The 21,985-nt window shown below is 64.8% G+C and carries 19 protein-coding genes; 6 read left to right on the forward strand and 13 right to left on the reverse strand.

All coding sequences use genetic code 11. From position 1 onward, the window contains the following. Positions 1–12: 12 nt before the first annotated feature. Both CIT40_RS32470 and CIT40_RS32475 read right to left on the reverse strand, forming a co-directional pair. Complete coding sequence (locus tag CIT40_RS32470) at positions 13–1,839, reverse strand: caspase family protein (protein ID WP_094894618.1); 1,827 nt, start codon at positions 1,837–1,839, stop codon at positions 13–15. 178 nt (positions 1,840–2,017) lie between these two features. Beyond that, a complete protein-coding gene (locus CIT40_RS32475) occupies positions 2,018–2,446 on the reverse strand; it encodes a GFA family protein (RefSeq protein ID WP_094894615.1) in 429 nt (142 codons plus the stop codon). A gap of 95 nt (positions 2,447–2,541) precedes the next feature. Between CIT40_RS32475 and CIT40_RS32480 the strand changes: the two genes are divergently transcribed. The 3 genes from CIT40_RS32480 to CIT40_RS32490 all read left to right on the forward strand — a co-directional run bounded on the left by CIT40_RS32480 (position 2,542) and on the right by CIT40_RS32490 (position 5,651). After that, positions 2,542–2,916 (forward strand): nuclear transport factor 2 family protein, encoded by a 375-nt coding sequence (locus tag CIT40_RS32480; protein WP_094894613.1) that lies wholly within the window; start codon positions 2,542–2,544, stop codon positions 2,914–2,916. Positions 2,917–3,125: 209 nt separating this feature from the next. Beyond that, entirely contained in the window at positions 3,126–3,995 is an 870-nt protein-coding gene (bla, locus tag CIT40_RS32485; protein ID WP_094894609.1) for a class A beta-lactamase, read from the forward strand. Positions 3,996–4,043: 48 nt separating this feature from the next. After that, on the forward strand, positions 4,044–5,651 hold the full coding sequence (locus CIT40_RS32490; protein ID WP_162307785.1) for a Na+/H+ antiporter: 1,608 nt from the start codon (positions 4,044–4,046) through the stop codon (positions 5,649–5,651). Positions 5,652–5,673: 22 nt separating this feature from the next. Here the strand turns inward: CIT40_RS32490 and CIT40_RS32495 are convergent, their stop codons facing one another. The 5 genes from CIT40_RS32495 to CIT40_RS32515 form a co-directional block, all read right to left on the reverse strand. Beyond that, positions 5,674–6,456, reverse strand: a complete 783-nt coding sequence (locus CIT40_RS32495) for an N-acetylmuramoyl-L-alanine amidase (protein ID WP_244612025.1) — start codon at positions 6,454–6,456, stop codon at positions 5,674–5,676. A 17-nt stretch (positions 6,457–6,473) separates the two neighbouring features. Continuing rightward, on the reverse strand, positions 6,474–7,370 hold the full coding sequence (locus CIT40_RS32500; protein WP_162307786.1) for a TauD/TfdA dioxygenase family protein: 897 nt from the start codon (positions 7,368–7,370) through the stop codon (positions 6,474–6,476). Positions 7,371–7,561: 191 nt separating this feature from the next. Beyond that, complete coding sequence (gene ispG, locus CIT40_RS32505) at positions 7,562–8,845, reverse strand: flavodoxin-dependent (E)-4-hydroxy-3-methylbut-2-enyl-diphosphate synthase (RefSeq protein WP_094894601.1); 1,284 nt, start codon at positions 8,843–8,845, stop codon at positions 7,562–7,564. A 12-nt stretch (positions 8,846–8,857) separates the two neighbouring features. Further along, on the reverse strand, positions 8,858–9,811 hold the full coding sequence (locus CIT40_RS32510; RefSeq protein WP_094894599.1) for a DMT family transporter: 954 nt from the start codon (positions 9,809–9,811) through the stop codon (positions 8,858–8,860). Positions 9,812–9,847: 36 nt separating this feature from the next. Further along, a complete protein-coding gene (locus CIT40_RS32515) occupies positions 9,848–10,342 on the reverse strand; it encodes a Fur family transcriptional regulator (protein ID WP_094894596.1) in 495 nt (164 codons plus the stop codon). A gap of 156 nt (positions 10,343–10,498) precedes the next feature. Between CIT40_RS32515 and CIT40_RS32520 the strand changes: the two genes are divergently transcribed. The 3 genes from CIT40_RS32520 to CIT40_RS32530 are packed head-to-tail and all read left to right on the forward strand — an operon-like array spanning position 10,499 to position 13,710. Next, complete coding sequence (locus CIT40_RS32520) at positions 10,499–10,981, forward strand: MarR family winged helix-turn-helix transcriptional regulator (protein WP_094894593.1); 483 nt, start codon at positions 10,499–10,501, stop codon at positions 10,979–10,981. Then, complete coding sequence (locus tag CIT40_RS32525) at positions 10,974–12,149, forward strand: HlyD family secretion protein (RefSeq protein WP_094894591.1); 1,176 nt, start codon at positions 10,974–10,976, stop codon at positions 12,147–12,149. Before CIT40_RS32520 ends, CIT40_RS32525 begins: the two co-directional genes overlap by 8 nt. Positions 12,150–12,153: 4 nt before the next feature. Beyond that, a complete protein-coding gene (locus tag CIT40_RS32530) occupies positions 12,154–13,710 on the forward strand; it encodes an MDR family MFS transporter (RefSeq protein ID WP_094894588.1) in 1,557 nt (518 codons plus the stop codon). A gap of 137 nt (positions 13,711–13,847) precedes the next feature. On the opposite strand, the gene CIT40_RS32535 is transcribed toward CIT40_RS32530, so the two are convergent. The 6 genes from CIT40_RS32535 to pcaF form a co-directional block, all read right to left on the reverse strand. Beyond that, on the reverse strand, positions 13,848–14,942 hold the full coding sequence (locus tag CIT40_RS32535; protein WP_094894585.1) for a phosphotransferase: 1,095 nt from the start codon (positions 14,940–14,942) through the stop codon (positions 13,848–13,850). Positions 14,943–14,990: 48 nt separating this feature from the next. After that, the gene (locus tag CIT40_RS32540) at positions 14,991–16,679 is read right to left on the reverse strand and encodes a methyl-accepting chemotaxis protein (RefSeq protein ID WP_094894583.1); all 1,689 of its coding nucleotides are present in this window, start codon (positions 16,677–16,679) and stop codon (positions 14,991–14,993) included. Between the two features lie 303 nt (positions 16,680–16,982). Next, the gene (locus CIT40_RS32545) at positions 16,983–18,977 is read right to left on the reverse strand and encodes a methyl-accepting chemotaxis protein (protein WP_094894580.1); all 1,995 of its coding nucleotides are present in this window, start codon (positions 18,975–18,977) and stop codon (positions 16,983–16,985) included. Between the two features lie 213 nt (positions 18,978–19,190). Beyond that, positions 19,191–19,793 carry a protocatechuate 3,4-dioxygenase subunit alpha gene (pcaG, locus tag CIT40_RS32550; protein WP_094894577.1) on the reverse strand — a complete coding sequence of 201 codons (603 nt, stop codon included), beginning with the start codon at positions 19,791–19,793 and terminating at the stop codon, positions 19,191–19,193. Continuing rightward, complete coding sequence (gene pcaH / locus CIT40_RS32555) at positions 19,794–20,495, reverse strand: protocatechuate 3,4-dioxygenase subunit beta (protein ID WP_094894575.1); 702 nt, start codon at positions 20,493–20,495, stop codon at positions 19,794–19,796. A 130-nt stretch (positions 20,496–20,625) separates the two neighbouring features. Continuing rightward, a complete protein-coding gene (pcaF, locus tag CIT40_RS32560; protein WP_091964510.1) occupies positions 20,626–21,834 on the reverse strand; it encodes a 3-oxoadipyl-CoA thiolase in 1,209 nt (402 codons plus the stop codon). Positions 21,835–21,985: the final 151 nt, after the last annotated feature.

A 21,985-nucleotide genomic window follows, 5' to 3' on the forward strand; every position in this document is an offset into this window, starting at 1 on the left:
CGATCTGCATCGTCAGTTGCAAACCTCGGCATTGGCGTCGTTGCCGGGACCGCCACCGCCGCGATATTCGAGATGGCAGCCGCGGTTGACCGGGCGGCAGCCGGTGTTGTTGCAGTACATCTGCCCGCCCCCCGAACGACGGCTGGCGCCGGCTGCGGCGGCAATGCCAGCCGCACCATCATAACCACCCGCAGCTCCGGCAGTGGTATCACCGGCCTGACGACGCTGCCGGGCGGGACGCTCGTCACCGTCGTCGCGCTTCGCCGTTGCGGGCTTGGCCGGCTTGGCGGCGCGCTGTTTCTCGCACTCGTTATCGTCGTTGACCGCGTAGCCTTCGCGGCAGACGATTTTCGTGCACTTGTCGCCATCGGCCTTGAAACCGTGCTCGCAGACCAGCGGGCAGACCCGCGACGGCTTGGCCTTGACTGCATCCAGCGCGTCCGTGCTTGCCACCTTCACGTCGAGCTTGGTGCCGGCATAGCGGTTGAACTGCGACAGCGAGCGCTGCGATGACGTATTCCAGTTGCCGTCGGCCTGCCCGGAGTAGCAGCCGACGCGGCCGAGCTCGGTCTGCACCGTGCGGCTGAGATCGGCCGGCGCGGTCGCCGGCGTCAGGGAGGCGACGTTGGTGCCGGCCGGGCTCGCCGTGCTGGTCGGCGCAGCGCTCGGCGCTGCGGCGGCGAGGTTGACGCGCTGCTGCTCGGCGGCAGCGGCCTGCTGCTGCGCCTGCTCCTTGGCCTTCTGCGCGGCGAGCTGCGCCTGCTCGGCGGCCTTCGCATCGGCCGCCGCCCTGACCTGTGCATCCTTCTGCGCGCCAAGCGCGGCGAGACGATCGCGTTCTGCCTCGGCCTGTTTCGCCTTCTCGGTGGCAGCCGCGTGGGCCTGCTCGGCACCAATCTTCTCGACTTGAAGCTTGGCGAGGCTCGCATAGAAGCCATCGGGATGCTGGGCGAGGAAGGCAGCCCACGCCGCCTTGTTGCCGACCTGGAGCGCGAGCTCGTAATCGCGGCGGATGTCGGCCTGCGGGTTCGGCGCGGGCGCAACGGTTGCTGCGGCCGTCACCTTGACCGGAACCAGCGGCACGTCCTCACCACCGAGCGAACCGTAAACGAACGGCTCCTGCTTGTTACCGGTCGACTTGAGCACGTCATCACGCACGAAGCCGAAGGCGCGGCGGACATCGAGACCCGGCGTCGCCAGATGCTTCGACAACGCGACCGTAAATGGGCTGTTGGCGCCGTCACCGTCCTGGGCCGTGAAGCCGGCCTTGGCCGAATAGGCGATCAGGGTGTTGGGGCTGGTCGGCTCGACCTGGGCGAGGCCCCGACCGATGCCGCGCGAGGCCACCGTGCGTTTCATGGTCTTGCCGAACGGATTGTCGCGGCAGGCATCCAGGATCACCAGACGGAGCTGCTTGGCAGGTTCGACCGCGACCAGAACGCGGTCGAGGGACAGCGCTTCGTCATAGACGTCGGTGTCGCGCTCGAGCTTGGCATCGACAGGAATCAGATAGTTCGAGCCCTCGACCTCGATGCCGTGGCCGGCATAGTAGACCACTGCGATGTCGGCGCTTCGGGTCGCGTCGGCGAACTCGCGCAGCACGCGCCGCGTCTCCTGCGCCGACAAATCGTGCCGGGAATCGACGACATCGAAACCGGCGTCCTTCAGTGTCTTCGCCATCACCGCACCGTCATTGACGGGGTTGGCGAGCGACGGCGCGTGCTGATACGCCGAGTTGGCGATCACCAGAGCGACCCGCTTTCCGGCGAAAGCGGGCCCGGCGCCGAACAGCAACGCGGCAGCGAGGAGGAGAGGGCAAAGTCTGAGCAGATTGCGCATGACACGACTTCCGAAATTCAGGCCATCTGGCCCCTTTGGGATCGCTTTAGCAGGATCTGGTGCCGGCACTTGTGATGGAGGTCACGAAGGCCGTGCCGGCGACGACCAGAGAGCCCCCTTAGTTTGTCGCACCAGCGCGGTCGCGGTTCGCCGGCCGATGCGGGCGAACCGGTTTCCCTCAGACAACCCCGATATGCCCCCGATATTGCGGCAGATCGTCCGTAATGTCATGCCAGGGCGCCTTCGAGCCCACGAAGATGTGGGCGCTCGGCCGGATCGAGGGGGCATCGACCAGGGTTCCCATGGCGACATGAACCCATTGTCCTTCCCGCACTCGAGAATAGAGCAGCGAGCCGCATCGCCCACAATGGGCATCATGGGTCGTGTCGTCGCCGAAGATCATCCTCTGGTCGCCGCCCCGGACAATGCGGAGCTTGTCCTGCGCGATGCCGGCGAACGGCTTGAACGCGGAGCCGGTGGTGCGACGGCAGTTCGAACAATGGCAGTTCATCGCATAGGAGAACGCGTCGACGACTTCGAACCGCACGGTGCGGCAGTAGCATTCGCCGATCAGGATACGAGCGTTCGAAGTTTCTGATCCGGTCATTCCAACACCCTCGCGCGATTGGCGAGAGACACCCATAGCGCATTTCGATGTGTACGACTAAGTTCCGCCCAAGCCATCATTCAAAAGGATGACCCATGAGCCAGAACCGTTCGAGCGTCGAAGCCGTCGTGCAATCCTATTTCGACGGGCTTTACGAGGGCGACGCCGAGAAGCTCGGCACCATCTTCCATCCCTCCGCTGACTTGCGCTGGGTCGAGAAGGGCGAGCTCCAGGTCCTGACCGTGCCCGACTGGCTCGACCGCGTCCGCAAACGCGCCTCCGCCAAGGCCGAAGGCAAGCCGCGCGAGGATTTCATCGTCACCATCGACCGTTCGGACGACAAGACCGCCTTCATCAAGGTGCGATGTCAGCTGCCGCCGCGTTTCTTCACCGACTACTTGGTCGCGATGAAGCTCGCCGACGGCTGGCAGATCGTGTCGAAGTCGTATCGTTATGATCTGAGGGAGTGAGAGCGGCAAAGCCTTCCACAGTCCGACTTGGGAGGCATTCTCTTAGGAGTGAGCCCAACTCTAGCCACACGTCATTGCGAGGAGCTCTTGCGACGAAGCAATCCAGAATCCCTCCGCGGAGAGATTCTGGATTGCTTCGCTGCGCTCGCAATGACAGCGCAAATAGCGAGTCCGTTTTAGCTCGACCTTCGCTCGCCTGAAAGCCTCCCATGCCGCTCGATCGCCGTTCCCTGCTCGCCTCGCTATGCTGGATCGCCGCCTCCCCCGCGTTGGCCGCCGAACCTCCAGCGGAACTCGAAACCTATGAGCGCGAGAGCGGCGGACGGATCGGGGTCTATGCGGAGAACCTTGCGACCGGCAAGAAGCTCGCCTGGCGCGCCGACGAGCGTTTCGTGATGTGCTCGACCTTCAAGGCCTCGCTCGCGGCCTGCGTGCTGGCTCGGGTCGATCGCGGCGAAGAGAAGCTTGCGGCCACGATCGCTTACGGCAAGGCCGACCTGCTGGAGTATGCGCCGGTCGCCAGGCAGAACCTTGCGGCCGGCGCGATGTCGGTCAGCGACATGTGCAAGGCGATCGTCGAGCTCAGCGACAATACCTGCGCAAATCTGCTGCTGGCGCGGATCGGCGGCCCCGCCGCGCTCACCGCGTTCTGGCGCTCGCTCGGCGACACCACCTCGCGGTTGGATCACAACGAACCCGAACTCAACCGCTCGCCGCCCGGCGATCCCCATGACACCACGACGCCGGCAGCGATGGCGGGAAATTTGCGGCGCCTGGTGGTGGGCGAGGCACTGACGCCAGCCTCGCGTGGCCTGCTCACGGAGTGGATGGTGAACTGCAAGACCGGCGCCAACCGGCTGCGCGGCGGCCTGCCCGCAGGCTGGACCATCGGCGACAAGACCGGCAACAACGGCAAGGACGCTTCGGGCGACATCGCGGTCGCCTGGCCCAGACCCGACAACAAGCCCGAGACGCCGATCCTGATCACGGCCTATACCCAGGGCGGCACGCCGAACGCGGCGCAGATCGAAGCCGCCTTTGCACGCATCGGGCGGATGGTGGCCGAACGCCTGGCGTAAGCGGCACGCATTGACGCAGCCGTCGCTTCCGGGTCAAGACAGACCATCATGGAAGCGAAATTTCAGACCTTTCTCATCCTGCTCGCCGTACTGGCAGGCGTGGCTCTCGCCGCGCGGCGCTTCAACATCGCCCCTGCCATCCTGCTGATGCTGGCTGGCGTCGGCCTCGCCTTCGTGCCGGGCATGCCGGCGGTGGAATTGCCGCCGGAACTGGTGCTGCTGATGGTGCTGCCGCCGCTGATCTACTCGGCCAGCGTCGCCATGAGCTGGCGCGAGTTCCGGAAGAATCTGCGCCCCATCGTGCTGCTCGCGGTCGGTGCCGTGATCTTCACTGCGGCGCTGGTGGCGGCCGCCACGCACTACATGATCGGCCTGCCCTGGACCATCGGCTTCCTGCTCGGCGCCATCGTCGCGCCGCCCGACGTGGTGGCGCCGCTCGCGATCGCGCGCCGGCTCAACATGCCGCGACGGCTCCTGGTCATCCTCGAGGGTGAAGGGCTCGCCAATGATGCCACGGCGCTGATCCTCTACCGCTTCGCGCTGGCCGCGATCATGGTCGGGCATTTCTCGCTGCCGCTGGCGGCCGGCGAGTTCCTCCTCATCGTCGCCAGCGAGATCGCCTTCGGCATTGGCGTCGGCTGGCTCTCCCTTCGCTTCCGCAAATGGTCCGGGGATCCGCAGGTCGAGCTGACGCTGTCGTTGATCACCCCCTACGTCTCCTACTGGCTGCCCGAGCATCTCGGCGGCTCCGGCGTGATCGCGACGGTGGCCTGCGGTCTCTATGTGAGCTGGAACGGCCCGCTGCTGATCTCGTCGGCGACGCGCCTGCAAGGCATCTTCTTCTGGGACCTCGTTATCTACCTGATCGAGGGCGTACTGTTCCTGCTCACGGGCTTCCAGATGCGGGCGCTCTACGAGAAGTCGAAGGCGTTCCCGCTCGACGACATCCTGATCGCAACCGCATTGGTCCTGGTCATCATCGTGACCGCACGCTTTGCCTGGCTCTATCCCGCAACCTACCTGCCGCGGATGCTCAGCAAGTCGCTGCGCAAGCGCGATCCGGCGCCGCCATGGCAGTGGCCGTTCGTGCTCGCCTTCACCGGCGTGCGCGGGGCGGTGTCGCTCGCGGCCGCGCTGGCGCTGCCGTTCACGCTGCCCGACGGCGATGCATTTCCGTACCGCGACCTGATCCTCTTCGTGGCCTTCGGCGTCATCTTCGTCACGCTGATCGGCGTCGGCCTGACGCTGCCGCCGGTCGTGCGCTGGCTCGGGGTCGCCGAGGCCGGCCGCAACGAGCATGCCGCCGAGCACGAGGCCGAGATCGCGGCGAGACGCCAGGCCCTCGATGCCGCGTTGAAATCGCTCGACGCGCTGACCGAAGAGAAGGACGTCTCCGACGAAGTGATGCGGCTGCTGCGCGCCCGCCATGAGATCCGTATCAGTCAGCTGCCCGATTCACTCGACCCCACCCACCACGACGTCTCCGCCGCCGGCACCGCGCTGACCCGCGACCTGATCGCCGCCGAACGAAAATTCATCCACGATCTCCTGCGCGACGGCCAGATTACCGACGAGACGCGGCGGCGGATCGAGCGCGATCTGGATCTGGAGGAGGCGAGCCTGGCGAACCGCGAGTATCGGCGGATGCCACTGTAGACCATCCGTCAGTGCGACAAACCTACCGCTTCGCGCAAAACTGCCCTATGGCCGACGCCACGGCCGCCGCAATCGTCTCGTGCCGATCCGGCGAGTTCATCGCCATTTCCTCGTCGCGGTTGATGATGGAGCCGGCTTCGAGCAGCACGGCCGCACTGCTCGTCCGCGAGAGAACGACGAGCCCGTCATAGCGATAGACGCCGACATCCTTGTCGAGCAACTGACGGCGGTAACGACCCATCACCGGCAAGGTGTACTGGCTGGCATAGTGCAGGCCCTGCTCCTTCAACTGCCTGCCGATCATCCGGGCCAGCATCAGGCTGGTGGCGAAGTGCGAGTTCTGCCGCGACACGAACAGGGAGTGGCCCGAAAAGCGGTCGCTGAAATAGCTCTTCGCGCCATCGAACTCCCAGGTCTCCAGCAATGTGTCCGGGACCGAATCATGGTGGATCGACAGGAACAGATCGGCTCGGCCGTCGTTCGCGGCACTGACCCGCTTGAACAGGCTCGGCCGCGCCTTGCCGTCGGTGACCAGCAGGCGGGTTGCGGCAAAGCCTTCGTGCCTGAGTTTGGACGTGACCAAGCTCGCGAGCCTGAAATTGAAGCCGAACTCGGGATCATTGCGAGCGCTCAGCGCGCCGTAGGAATCCGGGGTGTGGCCGACATCCACGACGATTCGAAATTTGCGCGGCTCACATGCCTCCGGCGCGGCCGCTCTCGACCTCGCCTTCGCAAGCTTGGGCGCGCCGGCTGCCCACGCAACGTCGATCGGCGAAAGCAAAAGCGGGATCAGCGAAACCGCGATAGCACGCCACGACGTTCTCACACCGGCCGCTCCCCCTTCACCGTCACCCGCGTCCCCGAGCGCGTATGCGGCCAGTAGTCCCACATCGCGCGGTGCTGGGTGCAGCGGTTGTCCCAGAACGCGATGGCGTTCTCGGTCCAGCGGAAGCGGCACTGGAACAGCGGGTTTTCGGCGTGCTGGTAGAGATAGGCGAGCATCGCGTCGCTCTCGTCGCGCGGGACGCCGTTGATGTGGCGGGTGAAGCCGCGGTTGACGTAGAGCGCCTTCTTGCCGGTGACCGGATGCGTGCGCACCACCGGATGCTCGGCGCTCGGATAGGACGGGCGGTCGGCAACGCCATAATTCGCGTAGAGTCCGCGATAAATCGGCTCGCCATCATGCAGCGCGGTGAGGCCATCGAGATAGGCCTTCATCCGGTCCGACAGCGCCTCGTAGGCCGCATACATGTTGGCGAACAGCGTGTCGCCGCCGCGTGGCGGGCATTGCTTGATGTAGAGGATCGAGCCCATCGGCGGCTCGAGATCGCAGGACACGTCGGAATGCCAGCCCTCGCCATTGGCGCGCGGCGAGTTCTTGTCGGCATAAATCTTCATCAGCGCGGGGTCTTCGTCTTCGTGCGGGGCGGCCGGATGAAAATGCAGCTCGCCGAACTTGCGGCCGAAGGCGAGATGCTGCTGCGGCGTGATGGTCTGGTCGCGGAAGAAGATGACGAGGTTTTCGGCGAGCGCGCGATGGATCTCGTCCATCTGCCGGTTGGGGCGGGCATCGCCGTCGACGAGCGCGCCGATGTCGACGCCCGAGATTTCCGCACCGATGATGGGCGTGAGCTTTTCGACCGCGATGGTCTCGTAAGGCACGCCGTCATCGGACGTGTGGCGGTAACGCGGGCCCTGCTTGCCGGCGAGTGAGCTCATGGCGGTTCTCCCGATCGTTTTGATTGGGGCCATCGTAGCTCGGATGGAGCGCAGCGCAATCCGGGAATGGTTTCTTGGCTCGCGCGAAGGCCCCGGATTTCGCTGCGCTCCATCCGGGCTACGATCGCGCAAAAAATAAGGCGGGCTTCGCTTCGCGAACCCGCCTTACGATTCCGATGTGTGGAAGACGCCTACTCCGCCGCCGTCACCGGCACCTTGGCGCCCTGGCCATAACGCTGCTCGATATAGTCGATCACCAGCGCCTTGAAATCGGCGGAGATGGTCGGGCCGCGCAGCGTGCGGAACTTCTTGCCGTCGACGAACACAGGCGCGGCCGGGGCTTCGCCGGTGCCGGGCAAGGAGATGCCTATATTGGCGTGCTTGGATTCGCCGGGCCCGTTGACGATGCAGCCCATCACCGCGACGTTGAGCTCTTCCACGCCGGGGTATTTCGTCTTCCAACTCGGCATCTCGTCGCGGATGAAATCCTGGATCGAGCGTGCCAGCTCCTGGAACGTGGTCGAGGTGGTGCGGCCGCAGCCGGGGCACGCCGCGACCAGCGGCACGAAGGTGCGGAAACCCATCGTCTGCAGCAGCTCCTGGCCGACCTGCACCTCGCGGGTGCGGTCGCCGCCGGGCTCCGGCGTCAGCGAGATGCGGATGGTGTCGCCGATGCCCTGCTGCAAGAGGATACCGAGCGCGGCGGAGGAGGCCACGATGCCCTTGGTGCCCATGCCGGCCTCGGTGAGACCGAGGTGGATGGCGTAGTCGGAACGCGACGCGAGATCCTGATACACGGCAATCAGATCCTGCACCGCCGAGACTTTTGCGGAGAGGATGATGCGGTTCTTGGGCATGCCGAGCTCTTCGGCGCGCGCCGCCGAGAGCAGCGCGGACTGCACCATGGCTTCGCGCGTCACCGCGCGCACGTCGCGGGGATTGGCGGACGCGGCGTTCTCGTCCATCAGCTTGGTCAGCAGTTCCTGGTCGAGCGAGCCCCAATTGGCGCCGATGCGGACCGGCTTGTCGTTCTTGTTGGCGATCTCGATGATGTCGGCGAACTGGGTGTCGCGCTTGTCCTTGAAGCCGACATTGCCGGGATTGATGCGGTACTTGGCGAGCGCCTCGGCGCAGGCCGGATAGGCCGCGAGCAGCTTGTGGCCGATATAGTGGAAGTCGCCGATCAGCGGCGTGGTGATACCGCGCTTGGCGAGGCCGTCGCGAATATGCGGAACGGCGGCAGCGGCTTCCTCGCGATCCACGGTGATGCGGACCATTTCGGAGCCGGCGCGCGCGAGCGCTGCGACCTGGGCAATGGTACCGTCGATGTCGGCGGTGTCGGTGTTGGTCATCGACTGCACGACGATCGGCGCGCCGCCGCCGACGGCGACGTCGCCGACCTTGACCTGGGTGGTGTGATGGCGCGGCGCGGGGCCCGCGATGTCGGAATCGATGGTGGTTTCGGGCTTGTTCATGGGGTCCAAATATCAGGTTTTGGTGACGTTCAGCAATGCATCGCGTGGCGCCGCAGCGACTTGGCTCGGACGGTTAACCAGGAAAAGTCCAGCAATTACAAGGACGGCCGCCGCCCCGAATGCCAGGCTCAAGGTGTCGTGCATGATGAAATAGCTACCGACCACGCCAAACAAAGGGGTGATGAAGGTAAAAGCAGACAATTTGCTGGCCGAATAGGTCTTCACCAGGGCGAACCAAAGCGTGAACGTGGTTCCAACCACCCAGATCGCCTGGAACGCCATCAGGCCGAGCGACAGCGGCGCGGGCGTGTGCGTGATGGTCTCGCCGAACAGCCAGGCCGCCAGCCCCAGGATCGGGATCGAGATCGCAACCTGATAGCCCAGCGCCTTTTCGGGCGCGGCGAACCGCAAGCGCGTCCCCTTGGCCACCAGCGTGGTCGCCGCCCACAGCGCGGCGCCGCCGACGATCATGAGGTCGCCGAGCAGGACATGCGAATCGACATTGGGCTGCGGCACGCCAATCGCGAGGGCGACGCCGGCAAAGCTGATGGCGAGACCCAGCCATTGCGAGGCGCCGAGCCGCTCGCCGAGCACCTGGTAGGAGCCGAGCGCAACGAAGAACGGGGCGGTGTAGAGGAACACCACCGCGCGCGAGGCCGAGGTGAGGCGCAGCCCCTGGAAGATCAATACGAATTCGATGCCGAACATCAGCCCGGCGATCAGGCCCGGCTTCCACGTGCCGTCGTTCTCGAAGAATTTGACGCCGCGAAGCGTGCCGATGATGAACAGCACCGGCAGCGCGCCCGCCGACCGGATCGTGGCCTGCAGCATCGGCGGGATGTCCGGCAGCACCAGCTTCACCGCGATCTGGTTGAACCCCCAGGTCAGGCAAAGCATGAGCATCAGGGCGATGGCGCCGGCACTGAGGGGACGTGCGGCGGATGGGTTGGCTTGTGGTGAGGGCATATCTTCCCGAAAAACCGGCTTTGCGCCGTTGTTTGCTTATGCAGCTTTCTGGCAATGAGTGCAGACGCCCGTGATTTCCACCACGGACAACTTGGGTGCGAAGCCTGAACTGCGCGCGGCAACGTTGATATCGTTGGCAAAGGACGCCGACGAAATCTCGCCGACCAGGCCGCAGCGCTCGCAGATCAGGAACGCCACCGCCGAGGTCGCGTCGTGGTCGTGGGCGGCACAGGCGAGATAGGCGTTGCGGCTTTCGATGCGGTGCACGAGGCCGTTGGCCATCAAAAAATCGAGAGCGCGATAGACCGTGATCGGCGCCGGACGCGCCATCGATTTTGCCAATTCGTCGATCACCTCGTAGGCGCCGAGCGGGCGGTGGCTGGAGAGCAAGGCTGCCAGCACGTGACGACGGATCGGCGTGAACTTCTGCGCGCGCTGCTGGCAAACGGCCTCGGCATGCGCCAGCGCATCCGCGGTGCAGCGGCCGTGATCATGGTCGGGCGCGGGAAATGCCGGCTTTGCGAGGGTCATGCGACCGGCGTTCTAGCATTTCAGCCGGGGAACCCAAAGCACGACCGCCGACGTGGCGGTCAGCCATGCTCTTGCTGCGGGACAGCGTCCCGCAAACCCGGCGTGAAATAATCATAAGCTTGCTTATTATATTCAAGCTCATTGGAGACAAAGCTTATGACCCGCGGGTCCGTCGACCAGAATTTCCTGTTCACGCTGGGCGAACTCTACCGCCTCTTGCGCGTCTATGCCGACAAGGAGGCGTCCCGCTTCGGCATCACCCGCGCGCAATGGGCGGTGCTGGCCAAGGTCGAGCGCAGCGAGGGCATGAAGCAGTCGGAACTCGCCGAGCTGCTGGAGATGCAGCCGATCACACTGACCCGCCTGATCGACAAGCTCTGCGACAGCGACTGGATCGAGCGCCGCAACGATGCCTCGGACCGCCGCGTCAAGCGGCTTTATCTCAAGAAAGCCGGCCGGCAATTGCTGGGGCGGATGAGCGGGCTGAAATCCGAGCTGACGGCCAACGCGCTGGACGGCATCACGCCGGCCGACGCCCATCGCCTGCTGACACAACTCGAAACCATCAAGGAAAACGTGCGCACCGCGATCCAGACCAGCAGCGCGGAACAAGCGCGCAAGGAGCAGCGCTATGGCTGATCAAGTCCTCAAGTTCCAGCCCGAGCAGAAGACCGACAGCGGCAAGCCGACCAAGAAAGCCGGCACCGATCCGCGCCGCCGCCTGGTCGCGGGCCTGCGGCGCTACCGCCGTTTCCTGCTTCTGGTCGTGCTGCCTCTCGTCGCAGTCGTCGGCGGCCTCACCTTTTATCTGCATGGCGGCCGCTATGTCGGCACCGACGACGCCTATGTCGGCGCGCAGAAAGTGCTGGTGACGCCCGATATCTCCGGCAAGATCCTGAAGGTGGTCGTGAAGGAAGGCCAGTCGGTCAAGCACGGCGACGAGCTGTTCGAGATCGACCCCGTTCCGTTCCGCCACGCGGTCGACGAGGCCAAGGCCCAGCTCGCGCAAACCCGCACGACCTATGACAATCTCGTTGCCAACATCAAGATCTATGGCGACATGCTCAACCTTGCCCAGCAAGGCATCGATCTGAAGCAGCGCGACGTCGAGCGCAAGCAGGCGCTGGTGAAGAACAATTTCGGCTCGCAGCTCGATCTCGACAACGCTTCGAATGCGCTGGTCACAGCCGGCGCGCAGGCGCAATACATCAAGCAGCAACTCTCGAACGCCAAGACGCAGCTGCTCGGCGATTCAGCGTTGCCGCTGGAGCAATTCCCGCCTTACGCACAGGCGAAAGCCAGGCTGGACGATGCCCAGCGCAACCTCGACCACACCGTGCTGCGCGCGCCGATGGACGGCGTGGCTACACAGGTCGAGCAGATCCAGCTCGGCCGCTTCGTCACCGCGGGCACGCCCGTCTTCTCCATCATCGACGTCGCCCATCCCTGGGTCGACGCCAATCCGAAGGAGAGCGACCTCACCCACGTCACCGAAGGGCAGCCCGTCACGCTCGAGGTCGACGCCTTCCCGAACCACGTCTTCAAGGGCAAGATCGGATCGCTGTCGCCCGGCACCGGTGCGCAATTTGCCATCCTGCCGCCGCAGAACGCCACCGGCAATTTCGTCAAGGTGGTGCAGCGCGTGCCGATCCGCATCTATTTCGACGAGACCGACAAATATGTGCGGAAGCTGAAGGCCGGCATGAGCGTCTACGCCACCATCGACACCGGCCACAAACGCTCCCTCGCCGGCCTGCTCGGCCTGTCGGCGACCGCGAGCCAGGATAAAGACCAGGACAAGGACTGATCTGATGGCGGAGTCCAATCCCGCTCTGATGGTTCCCGGCCTGCGCCGGAACATGGTGACGATCTGCGCCATGACCGCGACCATCATGCAGGCGCTGGACACCACCATCGCCAACGTCGCCCTGCCCTACATGCAGGGCACGCTGTCGGCCTCGCAGGACCAGATCAACTGGGTGCTGACCTCCTATATCGTCGCCGCCGCGATCATGACGGCGCCGGTGGGCTGGATCTCCAACCGCTTCGGCCGCAAGCGCATCTTCATCACCTGCGCGGCCGGCTTCACAATGGCCTCGGTGCTGTGCGGCCTCGCGCAGGACATCAACCAGATGGTGCTGTTCCGGCTGCTGCAGGGCGTGTTCGGCGCCGCCCTGGTGCCGCTGTCGCAATCGGTGATGCTCGACTATTACACGCTGCAGGAACGCGCCAAGGCGATGTCGATCTGGGGCATGGGGGTGATGATGGGTCCGATCATGGGCCCCTCGCTCGGCGCCTGGCTGACCGAGACCTATTCCTGGCACTGGGTGTTCTTCGTCAACCTGCCGTTCGGCTTCATCACCGTGCTCGGACTGATCGTCTTCATGGACGAGACCGACAAGAATCTCAGCCTCAAATTCGACTGGTTCGGCTTCGCCGCGCTGGCGGTGGCGATCGGCTCGCTGCAGCTTGCGCTCGACCGCGGCGAGCAACTGGGCTGGCTTGAATCGAACGAGATCCTGGCGGAATTCATCGTCTCGGCCGTCGCCTTCTATTACTTCCTCGCGCACTCCTTCACGACCTCGACGCCGTTCATCCGCTTCGGCCTGTTCCGCGACCGCAACTTCGTCACCGGCTGCATGTTCATGATCGTGATGGGGCTCGTGCTGTTCTCGACCATGGCGCTGGCCTCGCCCTACATGCAGAACGTGATCGGCTATCCCATCATCACCGCCGGCCTCTTGCTGGCGAGCCGCGGCTTCGGCACCTTCTTCGCCATGATGCTGGTCGGCCGCATGATGCGCTATGTCGAGGCGCGCACGCTGATCATCTCCGGCCTGACGCTGACCGCCGGCTCGCTGTTCCAGATGACCGGCTGGACCGATTTGACCCAGGTGCCGGAGATCGTCGCCGTCAGCGTGATCCAGGGCTTCGGCTTCGGTCTCGTCTTCGTGCCGCTTTCGACCGTGGCGTTCCTGACGCTCTCGAACGAGTTGCGTACCGACGGCACCGCGATGCTGACGCTGATGCGCAACGTCGCGAGCTCGGTCGGCATCTCCGTCGTCATCGCTCAGCTGACCCAGGGCACGCGGCGGACCTACGCGATCCTGTCCGAGAACATCAACCCGTTCAACCATGCACTGCAGATGCCCGACGTCAGGGGCCTGATCAACCTGTCTACCGATGCCGGCCGCGCCATGGCCGACAGGATGGTGAGCGTGCAGGCGCAGATCATCGCTTTCGCACACGACTACCAGCTGGTGATGCTCTTCGTCCTCTGCACCATCCCGCTCGCCTTGCTGATCGGCTCGACCAAGGCCACGCTGCGCAAGCAGGCGGCGGGGCCTGAGCATGCGGTGATGGAGTAGATGGCAAGTCTCGTGCCCCGGACGCGGCGCAGCACGTAGTGATGCGCTGCTGAGCCGGGGCCCATGCTTTCGGCAGGCTGGGTCCCGGTTCTGCGGCGCAGCGTTACACGCTGCACCGCGCCCGGGACACAACAGCATTACCCCAACAACTCCTCGCAGCCCAGATCGTCCACGGCCGCGAATATCCGCTCCAGATTATTCCACCAGATCACCGGCGGGATGTTGATGCTCCACTGCCAGATGGGCTTGGTGATGTGCCACAGCACCGACCGACGATAGTCTTGGTCGAGTGCGCCGCGCGTGTAGCCGGTGACACCGTGCGCGATCAGCATCTCGTAGTAGCGGTTGAGCAGTGGACGTTCGAGCGCCTGCCTGCGCTCTGGATACCATTGCGTCGCTATCATATAGGCGAGATCGTGGGTAGGAACGTTGATGCGCCACTGATCGAAATCGAAGATGCGCACGGCGTCCGCGACGCCCGCGCGCGGCAACAGGAAATTCCAAGTATGGGCATCGCCGTGCGCGATGGTTACGTGGCGATGCGAATGGTAGCGCTGCAACAGCTGCTCCGCTTTCTCGATGAAGCGTCGGTAGAGGATACGTCGCTCCTCACTGAGGCGATCACCAAGCAAGTCAGCAAAGCGGTCGTAATGACCTGCGAACGTTTCCATCAGGCTCGCAGTGTCATCGGCGCTCAACCAAGTACCGACGGTTTCGCCGAAACCGGGATGGTCCCACCAGCATGCATGCCAACGGGCCAGCGCCGTGACGATCGCCATCGCCTGATCGCGCGAGGGCGGCAACGGCCAAGCAGCCGCAACCTCATGGCTATCGGTGAGATCCTCGAGCAGGAGATGCCAAGCCTGGCTCTCGTCATCGAAATGGCCATCGTAGCAGCGAGGAACGATCTGCGACGGCATATTTGGCGCAAGGCGGGTGTAGAAGGCCACTTCCTGCCGACCAGAATTGGCCAGCGACTTGGCGTAGGCCGAATGCGGCATCTTGAGGATGACGGAGTGCGGGGCCCCGGCGGATTCTCCGACATAGCGCAGCCCAAGTCGGATGACGTGCGACACCAGGGCCGGGTGCTGATGCAGCACCTTCACCTCGCGGACCGCGCCGGCGTCCAGCACGCCGCCTCGCCGTAGCGCGGCCGTCAGTCGGGCGGGCTCAACGACATCAGGCAGTTGTGGAGGTGTCATGAAATTCACGATGCCACTGTCCCGCGCCATATTGCACGATCATAACCCCACGCACCAGCGGCCGAACCGATGCCGCGCTCAAGCCGCCGCGGTCGAGTCGCGCACGGTCCGCACCACGACCGACCGGAGCTGCTCGAGATTGGCCGCCATGCCTGCGATCGCCTGCCTGACCTCAGCCGCGCGCTCGTCGACGGAAGCGGCGTCGCGGCTGACATTGCCGATCTTGGCCGAGACCTCCTTCGCTGCGGAAGCCGATTCGGAAATCGACCGCGATATCTCCCGCGTCGCGGCGTCCTGCTCTTCCATCGCGGCGGCAACCGAGGTCGCCACGCCGTCGATCTCGACGATGTGGCCGCCCATGGTCTCGACGGCGTCGACCGCGGCCTGCGTCGAGGTCTGGATCTCGGCAATGAGCCGACCGATCTCCTCGGTGGATTTGGCCGTCTGGTCGGACAGGGACTTCACTTCGGCGGCGACCACGGCGAAGCCGCGGCCGGCCTCGCCGGCGCGCGCCGCCTCGATCGTGGCGTTGAGTGCCAGAAGGTTGGTCTGGCCGGCGATGCCGCCGATCAGGTCTGAGACCTCGGCGATCTTCTTCACCGATCCGGCCAGCGCCTGGATGGTCGATCGCGCCTGCTCACGGCCGGCGACCGCGGATTTTGTGACGGTGCTGGTGCGCGCGACCTGACTTGCGATCTCGCGGATCGAAGCGCTCAATTCTTCGGCCGCGGCCGAAACGGTCTGCGAGCTGCCGAGGGCCTGGGTGGAGGCCGCCGCGACGGCCTGCGACTGCGCGGAGAGCGACCTTGCGATCTCGGACAGGCTGGAGGCGGCCCGCTCGACGCCTTGCGTCGCCGTCCCCGCGCTGTCGACCGATCGGCCGGTCTCGCGCTCGACGGTCTCGGCCATCTGGTGCAGGGCGGAGCGCTTGGCAAGCGCAGCCGCCTGCTCCTGCTGCAACTGCTCCTCGCGCAGGCGGGAATTCTCGACCGCCGCCTGCTTGAATACCAGCAGCGCACCCGCCATCGAGCCGATCTCATCCCGGCGCTGCGCGAACGGAATGTCGGCGGCCAGATCGCCGGTCGCGAGCTTCTGCATCGTGTCTGTCATGCGCACGATCGGGCGTACCACCCCGACGGCAACGCCGAGCAGGCCCGCAGCAATGAAGGCCAGGACCGCGGCGGAGACGCCGAGGAGGATAAAGAGCATGGAGCTGTCGCGGTCCGCGGCCAGCTTCTCCATGTCGGCATTCTGCTTGTTGGCGCTCTCAACGATGCTGTCGATCACGGCGCGATGCGCGGTGTAGGCGTCCTTGAGCTGGGTATAGACGCGCTCGGACGCAGCTGCGTCCTTGGCCTTGAGGGCCGGCAGGAGTTGGTCGGACGCCTTCCAGAATTTCTGCACCTCGGCATCGGATTTAGACACCAACGCCGTCTTCAGGTCGGCCGAAAGGCTGGAGGCAACCCAGAACGCCTTGCGCTCGTCGTAATCCTTGCGGAGCTGGATCAGGCGTTCGCCGTGGGCCGCCAGCTGGTCCGGCTCGCGCATGGCCAGGGTCGCCTCGAGATAGGCCTCGATGACATATTCCGGCGGCGGCAGGATGTCCGCGATGAGGTCGTTGCCGAGCTTGATGTCGGAGTAAAGCGGACCGCCGACCTTGAGCTCCCGCAGTGCATAGAGGCTGGTGGAGACCACCGCCGTAAAGCCGATGGCGAGCACGATGCCGAACGCGACGATCGCGGAAGATACCGACAAACGAATTTTCATGAGGCAATCCGGTAGCACGCGTCAGATCTGCGCCCACCTTAAAGCACCGTGGTAAATACAGACTTGCCTGGCGGTAAATTCACGACGGAAAAGACCGCAAAACTACGGAAGCGCAAGCTTGAGCGAACGGTTTTGCGTCAGCCAAACTGACGTAAAGGCACCGCGGCAGATAACGGCCCCGGTCCGATGCCCTCGCGCGGCGCGCCCGATGAGAAGCGAGTGCCGGCAACTCGCCTCGGCGGCCCGCATCGTCCGCCGGCACGCGTCACGGGGCGAGGATCGCTCGTTGATCTCGCGCTGCGATCAAGCGGCTCTGGCTTCGCCAAACTGTCGGTTGAACCAGCCCAGAAACTCGGACTTCTGAGCAGCGTCCAGCGCGAAGGAGACGTGCGAGGCCTCGCCTTGCTGGGACCGCACATCGAAGGGCAGCGCCAGATCGAGGCCCTTGATTCGAAGCACACCGGGTTCGCCGGGATTGAGTTTCGGCGCACAGCGAATCCAGGCGCCGCCTTCCGAAAGATCGACCAGCGTCGTGCCATGCACGGCATTCCGGCTGTCGGTCACCGAGACCTGCAGGTCCGTCGGATGGCGCGGCGAGGAACGGCGATCCACATCCGCCGTCGAGCTGCGTACCGTGCGTACCAGGACCGACTTGAGCGAGGAGAGATCCACCGACACGCCGGCAATCGCATCGTGCATCTCGCCGGCGCGCTCATTGACGGAGTCTGCATTGCGGCTCACATGGACGATCTTGGCCGAGACCACCTTGGCCGCGGATGCCGACTCGGAAATCGAGCGAGCGATCTCGCGCGTGGCGGCGTCCTGCTCTTCCATGGCGGCAGCGACGGAGGTCGCAACGCTATCGATCTCGACGATATGGCCGCCCATCTCCTCGACGGCCGTCACGGCTGCATCGGTAGAGGCCTGTACCTCGTCGATCAGGCGCGAAATCTCCTCGGTCGACTTGGCAGTCTGGTTGGACAAGGATTTGACCTCGGCGGCGACGACAGCAAAGCCGCGACCAGCCTCCCCGGCACGCGCCGCCTCGATTGTGGCATTCAGGGCCAGAAGGTTGGTCTGGCCGGCGATCCCGCCGATGAGATCGGAAACCTCGGCAATCTTCTTCACCGCGCCGGACAGGGCCTGGATCGTCGTGCGTGCCTGCTCGCGGCCAGCGACGGCCGATTTCGTCACCTCACTGGCCCGCGCGAGCTGGCTCGCGATCTCGCGGATCGAGGCCGTCAATTCCTCCGCCGCGGACGACACGGTTTCCGCGCTGGCCAGCGCCTGCTCGGAAGCGGCAGCGACCGCTTGCGATTCGGTCGACAGATCTCGTGCGATCCCCGAAAGGTCGGACGCACTTCTCTCCACGCCCTGCGTTGCCGCAGCGGCCTTCTCGACCGAAGCGCCGGTTTCCCGCTCGACCGTCTCCGCCATGGCGAGAAGCGCTTCGCGCTTGGCCCCAGCCGCCTCCTTCTCGGCACGGATTTGCTCGTCGCGCATGTTGGCGCTATCGAGCGCGCCCTGCTTGAAAACCGCCAAGGCACTTGCCATGGAGCCGACTTCATCGCGGCGATCGGCATAGGGCACGTCGGCCGAGAGATCGCCGTTCGCGAGCTTCTGCATTGCACCGGTCATGCGGACGATTGGGCGGACGACTCCCAGCGCGACGAACGCAAGGCCACCGGCGATCAGCACGAGCACGGCGAATGAGACGCCCCAGACAAAATAGGACATCGAGGCATCGCGTTCCGCCGCAAGCTTCTCCATGTCGGCGTTCTGCTTGTTGGCACCCTCGACAATCGTGTCGACGATACCGCGATGCGCATTGTAGGTCTCCTTCAGCCGCGCATAGGCGTTCTCGGCGGCGGCCGCATCCTTGCTCATGAGCGCCGGCAGGAGCTGGTCAGAGACGAGCTTCCAGAACTTCTGTACTTCGGCGTCGGATTTCGAGATCAGCGCCATCTTCAGGTCGGGAGCCAGGCTGGATGCACTCCAGAATTTCTTGCGGTCCTCGTAATCCTTGCGGAGCTGGACAAGACGCTCACCATGAGCGGTCAATTGATCCGGCTCACGCATCGCCAATGTTGCGACCAGGTAAGCTTCGAGGACGTATGCCGGTGGTGGCAGGATATCGGCGACGAGATCGTTTCCGAGCTTGATGTCCGAATAGAGGGAGCCGCCCACCTTGAGTTCACGCAACGCATAGGCCCCGCTCGCGACCACAGCCGCGAAGCCGAGCATGAGCAGAATTCCAAACACGATGATGGCCGTGGAAATCGACAGACGAGGCTTCATGGACGTTACCCGCAGCATGAGTTGCAAACCTCATATCGCGTTAGCGTCAAAGGACCCTGAATCCATCTATCGGAAACTGGCAGAAAAAACCTACGTATGATTCCGGAGTAGCGAAGGTTGTGAGCGCGAGCCACACTACCTCGATACCCGAAAGCCGAAATGCGGCGCCCGAAGAGATACCCGGGCACCGCAAGAGGACAGGTCGCTGGTGAGCTAGACGTCGAAGAACACCGTCTCGTCGTCGCCCTGGAGCCGCAGGTCGAGCCGGTAGGCCGGCTTGCCCGCCTCGCGTACCGCGGTCAGCGTGGCGCGGCGTTCAGTGGGCACCAGCGCCAGCACGGGATCGGCGGCGTTGCCGGCCTCGTCGCTGAAATAGATCCGGGTATAGAGATGCCGCAGCATGCCGCGACCGAACACGGCAAGGAGGACGTGCGGCGCCTGCGGCTTGCCGTCGGGATCCGGCACCGTACCCGGCTTGATGGTCTCGAACGCGTAATTGCCGTCCTTGTCGGTGCCGCAACGGGCAAAGCCGCGGAAGCTCGCATTCGGCAGCGCACGCTTGTCCTGCGGGTCGGCGAAGCGGCCTTGCGCATCCGCCTGCCAGATCTCCAGCATGCAATCCGGCACGGCAACGCCGTCGCCGTCGAACACGCGACCCTCGATGCGGATGCGCTCGCCGGTGACGTCGGGCGTCAGCGTCGAGTTGGTGAAGGCGTCGTTCCAGGCATATTCGCCGTTCGGCGTGAGGCCATATTTGAAGAACGGGCCGACGGTCTGCGATGGCGTGATCCCGTCGGGCTTCACAGAATCCTGCACTTAATGGTTCTCCATGGGGGTGGCGTTCCTGCCGCGCAGCACGATGTCGAAGCGGTAGCACAGCGCCCATTCGGGCTGGGTGTTCTCGAGATCGAACGAGGAGACCATGCGAGCCCGCGCCTTTTCGTCCGGCACCGAGTTGAAGATCGGATCGAACGGAAACAGCGGGTCGTTCGGAAAATACATCTGCGTCACGAGGCGTGTGACGAAGGAATGGCCGAACACCGACAGATGGATGTGCGCGGGACGCCACGCATTGTGGTGATTGCCCCAGGGATAGGCACCCGGCTTGATGCTGACGAAGCGGTAGTAGCCGCTCGCATCGCTCACGGTGCGGCCCGCGCCGGTGAAATTCGGATCGAGCGGCGCAGGGTGCTGGTCGCGGACGTGAACGTAGCGACCACAGGAATTGGCCTGCCAGATCTCGACCAGCGAATTCGGCACGCCGCGGCCGTCCTCGTCGCGCACATGGCCGTGCACGATGATGCGTTCGCCGATCGGCTCGCCCTTGTGCTGGGTGGTGAGGTCGTTATCGCCCTCGCGCACGGTCTCGTGGCCGTAGACGGGACCGGTGAGTTCCGACAGCGTGTGACGCATCGGGATCAACGGCTTGTTCGGCGCGCGCTTGATCGAGCTCTTGTAGTCGGGCGACAGCGGCAGCGGATGCGCCTTGTTGCTGTCAGTGGGATAGATGAATGTCATTGGCGAATTCCTCCCCGGCCAATCGTAGTCCGGCCGGACAACTTCGCCAATCATTATAGGATATAACTAATTAGGGAAAGCAGTTCCTTTCGCCTCTCCCCGTAGGCGGGGAGAGGGAAAGCACAGAGTCCTAATTCAGCTTCTCGATCGCAACCGCCACGCCCTGGCCGACGCCGACGCACATGGTGGCGAGCGCGAGCTTGCCGCCGCGCTTCTCCATGCCGTGGACGGCGGTGAGCGCGAGACGCGCGCCGCTCATGCCGAGAGGATGGCCGAGCGCGATGGCGCCGCCATGCGGATTGACGAAATCGGCATCATCAGCCACGCCGAGTTGGCGCATGCAGGCGATGCCTTGCGAGGCGAACGCCTCGTTGAGCTCGATCAGGTCGAAATCGCTGATCTTCTTGCCGAGCCGCTCCATCAGCTTGCGGGTCGCGGGCACCGGGCCGATGCCCATGATGCGCGGCGGCACGCCGGCCGAGGCAAGGCCGAGGATGCGCGCGCGGGGCGTGAGACCATGCTTCTTCACGGCAGCCTCTGAGGCCAGGATCATCGCGGCCGCACCGTCATTGACGCCGGAAGCGTTGCCGGCGGTGACCGTACCGGGGTTGCGCACGATCGGCTTCAGCTTTGCCAGACCTTCCAGCGTGGTCTCGGGACGCGGATGCTCGTCCTTGTCGACGGTGACAGGGCCGGCCTTGCCGCCGGGAATGGTGATCGGGATGATTTCTTCCGCAAAATAGCCGGCCGCGATCGCGGCGCCCGCGCGCTGCTGCGAGCGAATCGCGAAGGCGTCCTGGTCGGCGCGCGAGACCTGGAATTCCTCGGCGACGTTCTCGCCGGTCTCCGGCATGGCATCGACGCCGTACTGCGCCTTGAGCAGCGGATTGATGAAGCGCCAGCCGATCGTGGTGTCGAAGATCTCGGCGGAGCGCGAGAAGGCCTCTTGCGCCTTGCCCATCACGAACGGCGCGCGCGTCATGGATTCGACGCCGCCTGCGATCGCAAGCTCGATCTCGCCGGAGCGGATGGCGCGGCCGGCGGCACCGACCGCGTCGAGGCCGGAGGCGCAGAGCCGGTTCAGGGTCTGGCCGGGAACCGAATCCGGCAAGCCCGCCAGCAGCAGCGCCATGCGCGCGACGTTGCGATTGTCCTCGCCGGCCTGGTTGGCACAGCCGAAGAAGACCTCGTCGACCTGCGCCCAGTCGAGGTTGGGGTGCTTGGCCATCAGCGCCTTGATGGGCGCGGCAGCCAGATCGTCGGCACGCACCTTGGCGAGTGAGCCGCCGAAACGGCCGATCGGGGTCCGCACGGCATCGCAGATAAAGACGTCACGCATCGTTGTTCTCCCTGAATGCCGCGGTCCGGCCAGAATTCTTCCAGAATTCTTCAATGACGGCGGAGTTTTAGGAGGGCGCCCGCGGCAGGTCAATTGACCGATACACGCGTGTTCCGAGGGGGCCACACGCCGGCCACGCATGCCGCAATGC

This window comes from Bradyrhizobium amphicarpaeae, from assembly GCF_002266435.3.
Classification (GTDB): Bacteria; Pseudomonadota; Alphaproteobacteria; order Rhizobiales; family Xanthobacteraceae; genus Bradyrhizobium; species Bradyrhizobium amphicarpaeae.

What these genes read in the sequence shown, in the direction of transcription:
- CIT40_RS32480 (WP_094894613.1), top strand. Translation starts at nt 2,542, where the DNA reads ATGAGCCAGAACCGTTCGAGCGTCGAAGCCGTCGTGCAATCCTATTTC.
- ispG (WP_094894601.1), bottom strand. Translation starts at nt 8,845, where the DNA reads ATGAACAAGCCCGAAACCACCATCGATTCCGACATCGCGGGCCCCGCG.
- CIT40_RS32520 (WP_094894593.1), top strand. Translation starts at nt 10,499, where the DNA reads ATGACCCGCGGGTCCGTCGACCAGAATTTCCTGTTCACGCTGGGCGAA.
- CIT40_RS32545 (WP_094894580.1), bottom strand. Translation starts at nt 18,977, where the DNA reads ATGAAGCCTCGTCTGTCGATTTCCACGGCCATCATCGTGTTTGGAATT.
- pcaH (WP_094894575.1), bottom strand. Translation starts at nt 20,495, where the DNA reads ATGACATTCATCTATCCCACTGACAGCAACAAGGCGCATCCGCTGCCG.
- CIT40_RS32535 (WP_094894585.1), bottom strand. Translation starts at nt 14,942, where the DNA reads ATGGCGCGGGACAGTGGCATCGTGAATTTCATGACACCTCCACAACTG.
- CIT40_RS32470 (WP_094894618.1), bottom strand. Translation starts at nt 1,839, where the DNA reads ATGCGCAATCTGCTCAGACTTTGCCCTCTCCTCCTCGCTGCCGCGTTG.
- CIT40_RS32490 (WP_162307785.1), top strand. Translation starts at nt 4,044, where the DNA reads ATGGAAGCGAAATTTCAGACCTTTCTCATCCTGCTCGCCGTACTGGCA.
- pcaF (WP_091964510.1), bottom strand. Translation starts at nt 21,834, where the DNA reads ATGCGTGACGTCTTTATCTGCGATGCCGTGCGGACCCCGATCGGCCGT.
- CIT40_RS32510 (WP_094894599.1), bottom strand. Translation starts at nt 9,811, where the DNA reads ATGCCCTCACCACAAGCCAACCCATCCGCCGCACGTCCCCTCAGTGCC.
- CIT40_RS32515 (WP_094894596.1), bottom strand. Translation starts at nt 10,342, where the DNA reads ATGACCCTCGCAAAGCCGGCATTTCCCGCGCCCGACCATGATCACGGC.
- CIT40_RS32500 (WP_162307786.1), bottom strand. Translation starts at nt 7,370, where the DNA reads ATGAGCTCACTCGCCGGCAAGCAGGGCCCGCGTTACCGCCACACGTCC.
- bla (WP_094894609.1), top strand. Translation starts at nt 3,126, where the DNA reads ATGCCGCTCGATCGCCGTTCCCTGCTCGCCTCGCTATGCTGGATCGCC.
- CIT40_RS32475 (WP_094894615.1), bottom strand. Translation starts at nt 2,446, where the DNA reads ATGACCGGATCAGAAACTTCGAACGCTCGTATCCTGATCGGCGAATGC.
- CIT40_RS32540 (WP_094894583.1), bottom strand. Translation starts at nt 16,679, where the DNA reads ATGAAAATTCGTTTGTCGGTATCTTCCGCGATCGTCGCGTTCGGCATC.
- CIT40_RS32525 (WP_094894591.1), top strand. Translation starts at nt 10,974, where the DNA reads ATGGCTGATCAAGTCCTCAAGTTCCAGCCCGAGCAGAAGACCGACAGC.
- CIT40_RS32530 (WP_094894588.1), top strand. Translation starts at nt 12,154, where the DNA reads ATGGCGGAGTCCAATCCCGCTCTGATGGTTCCCGGCCTGCGCCGGAAC.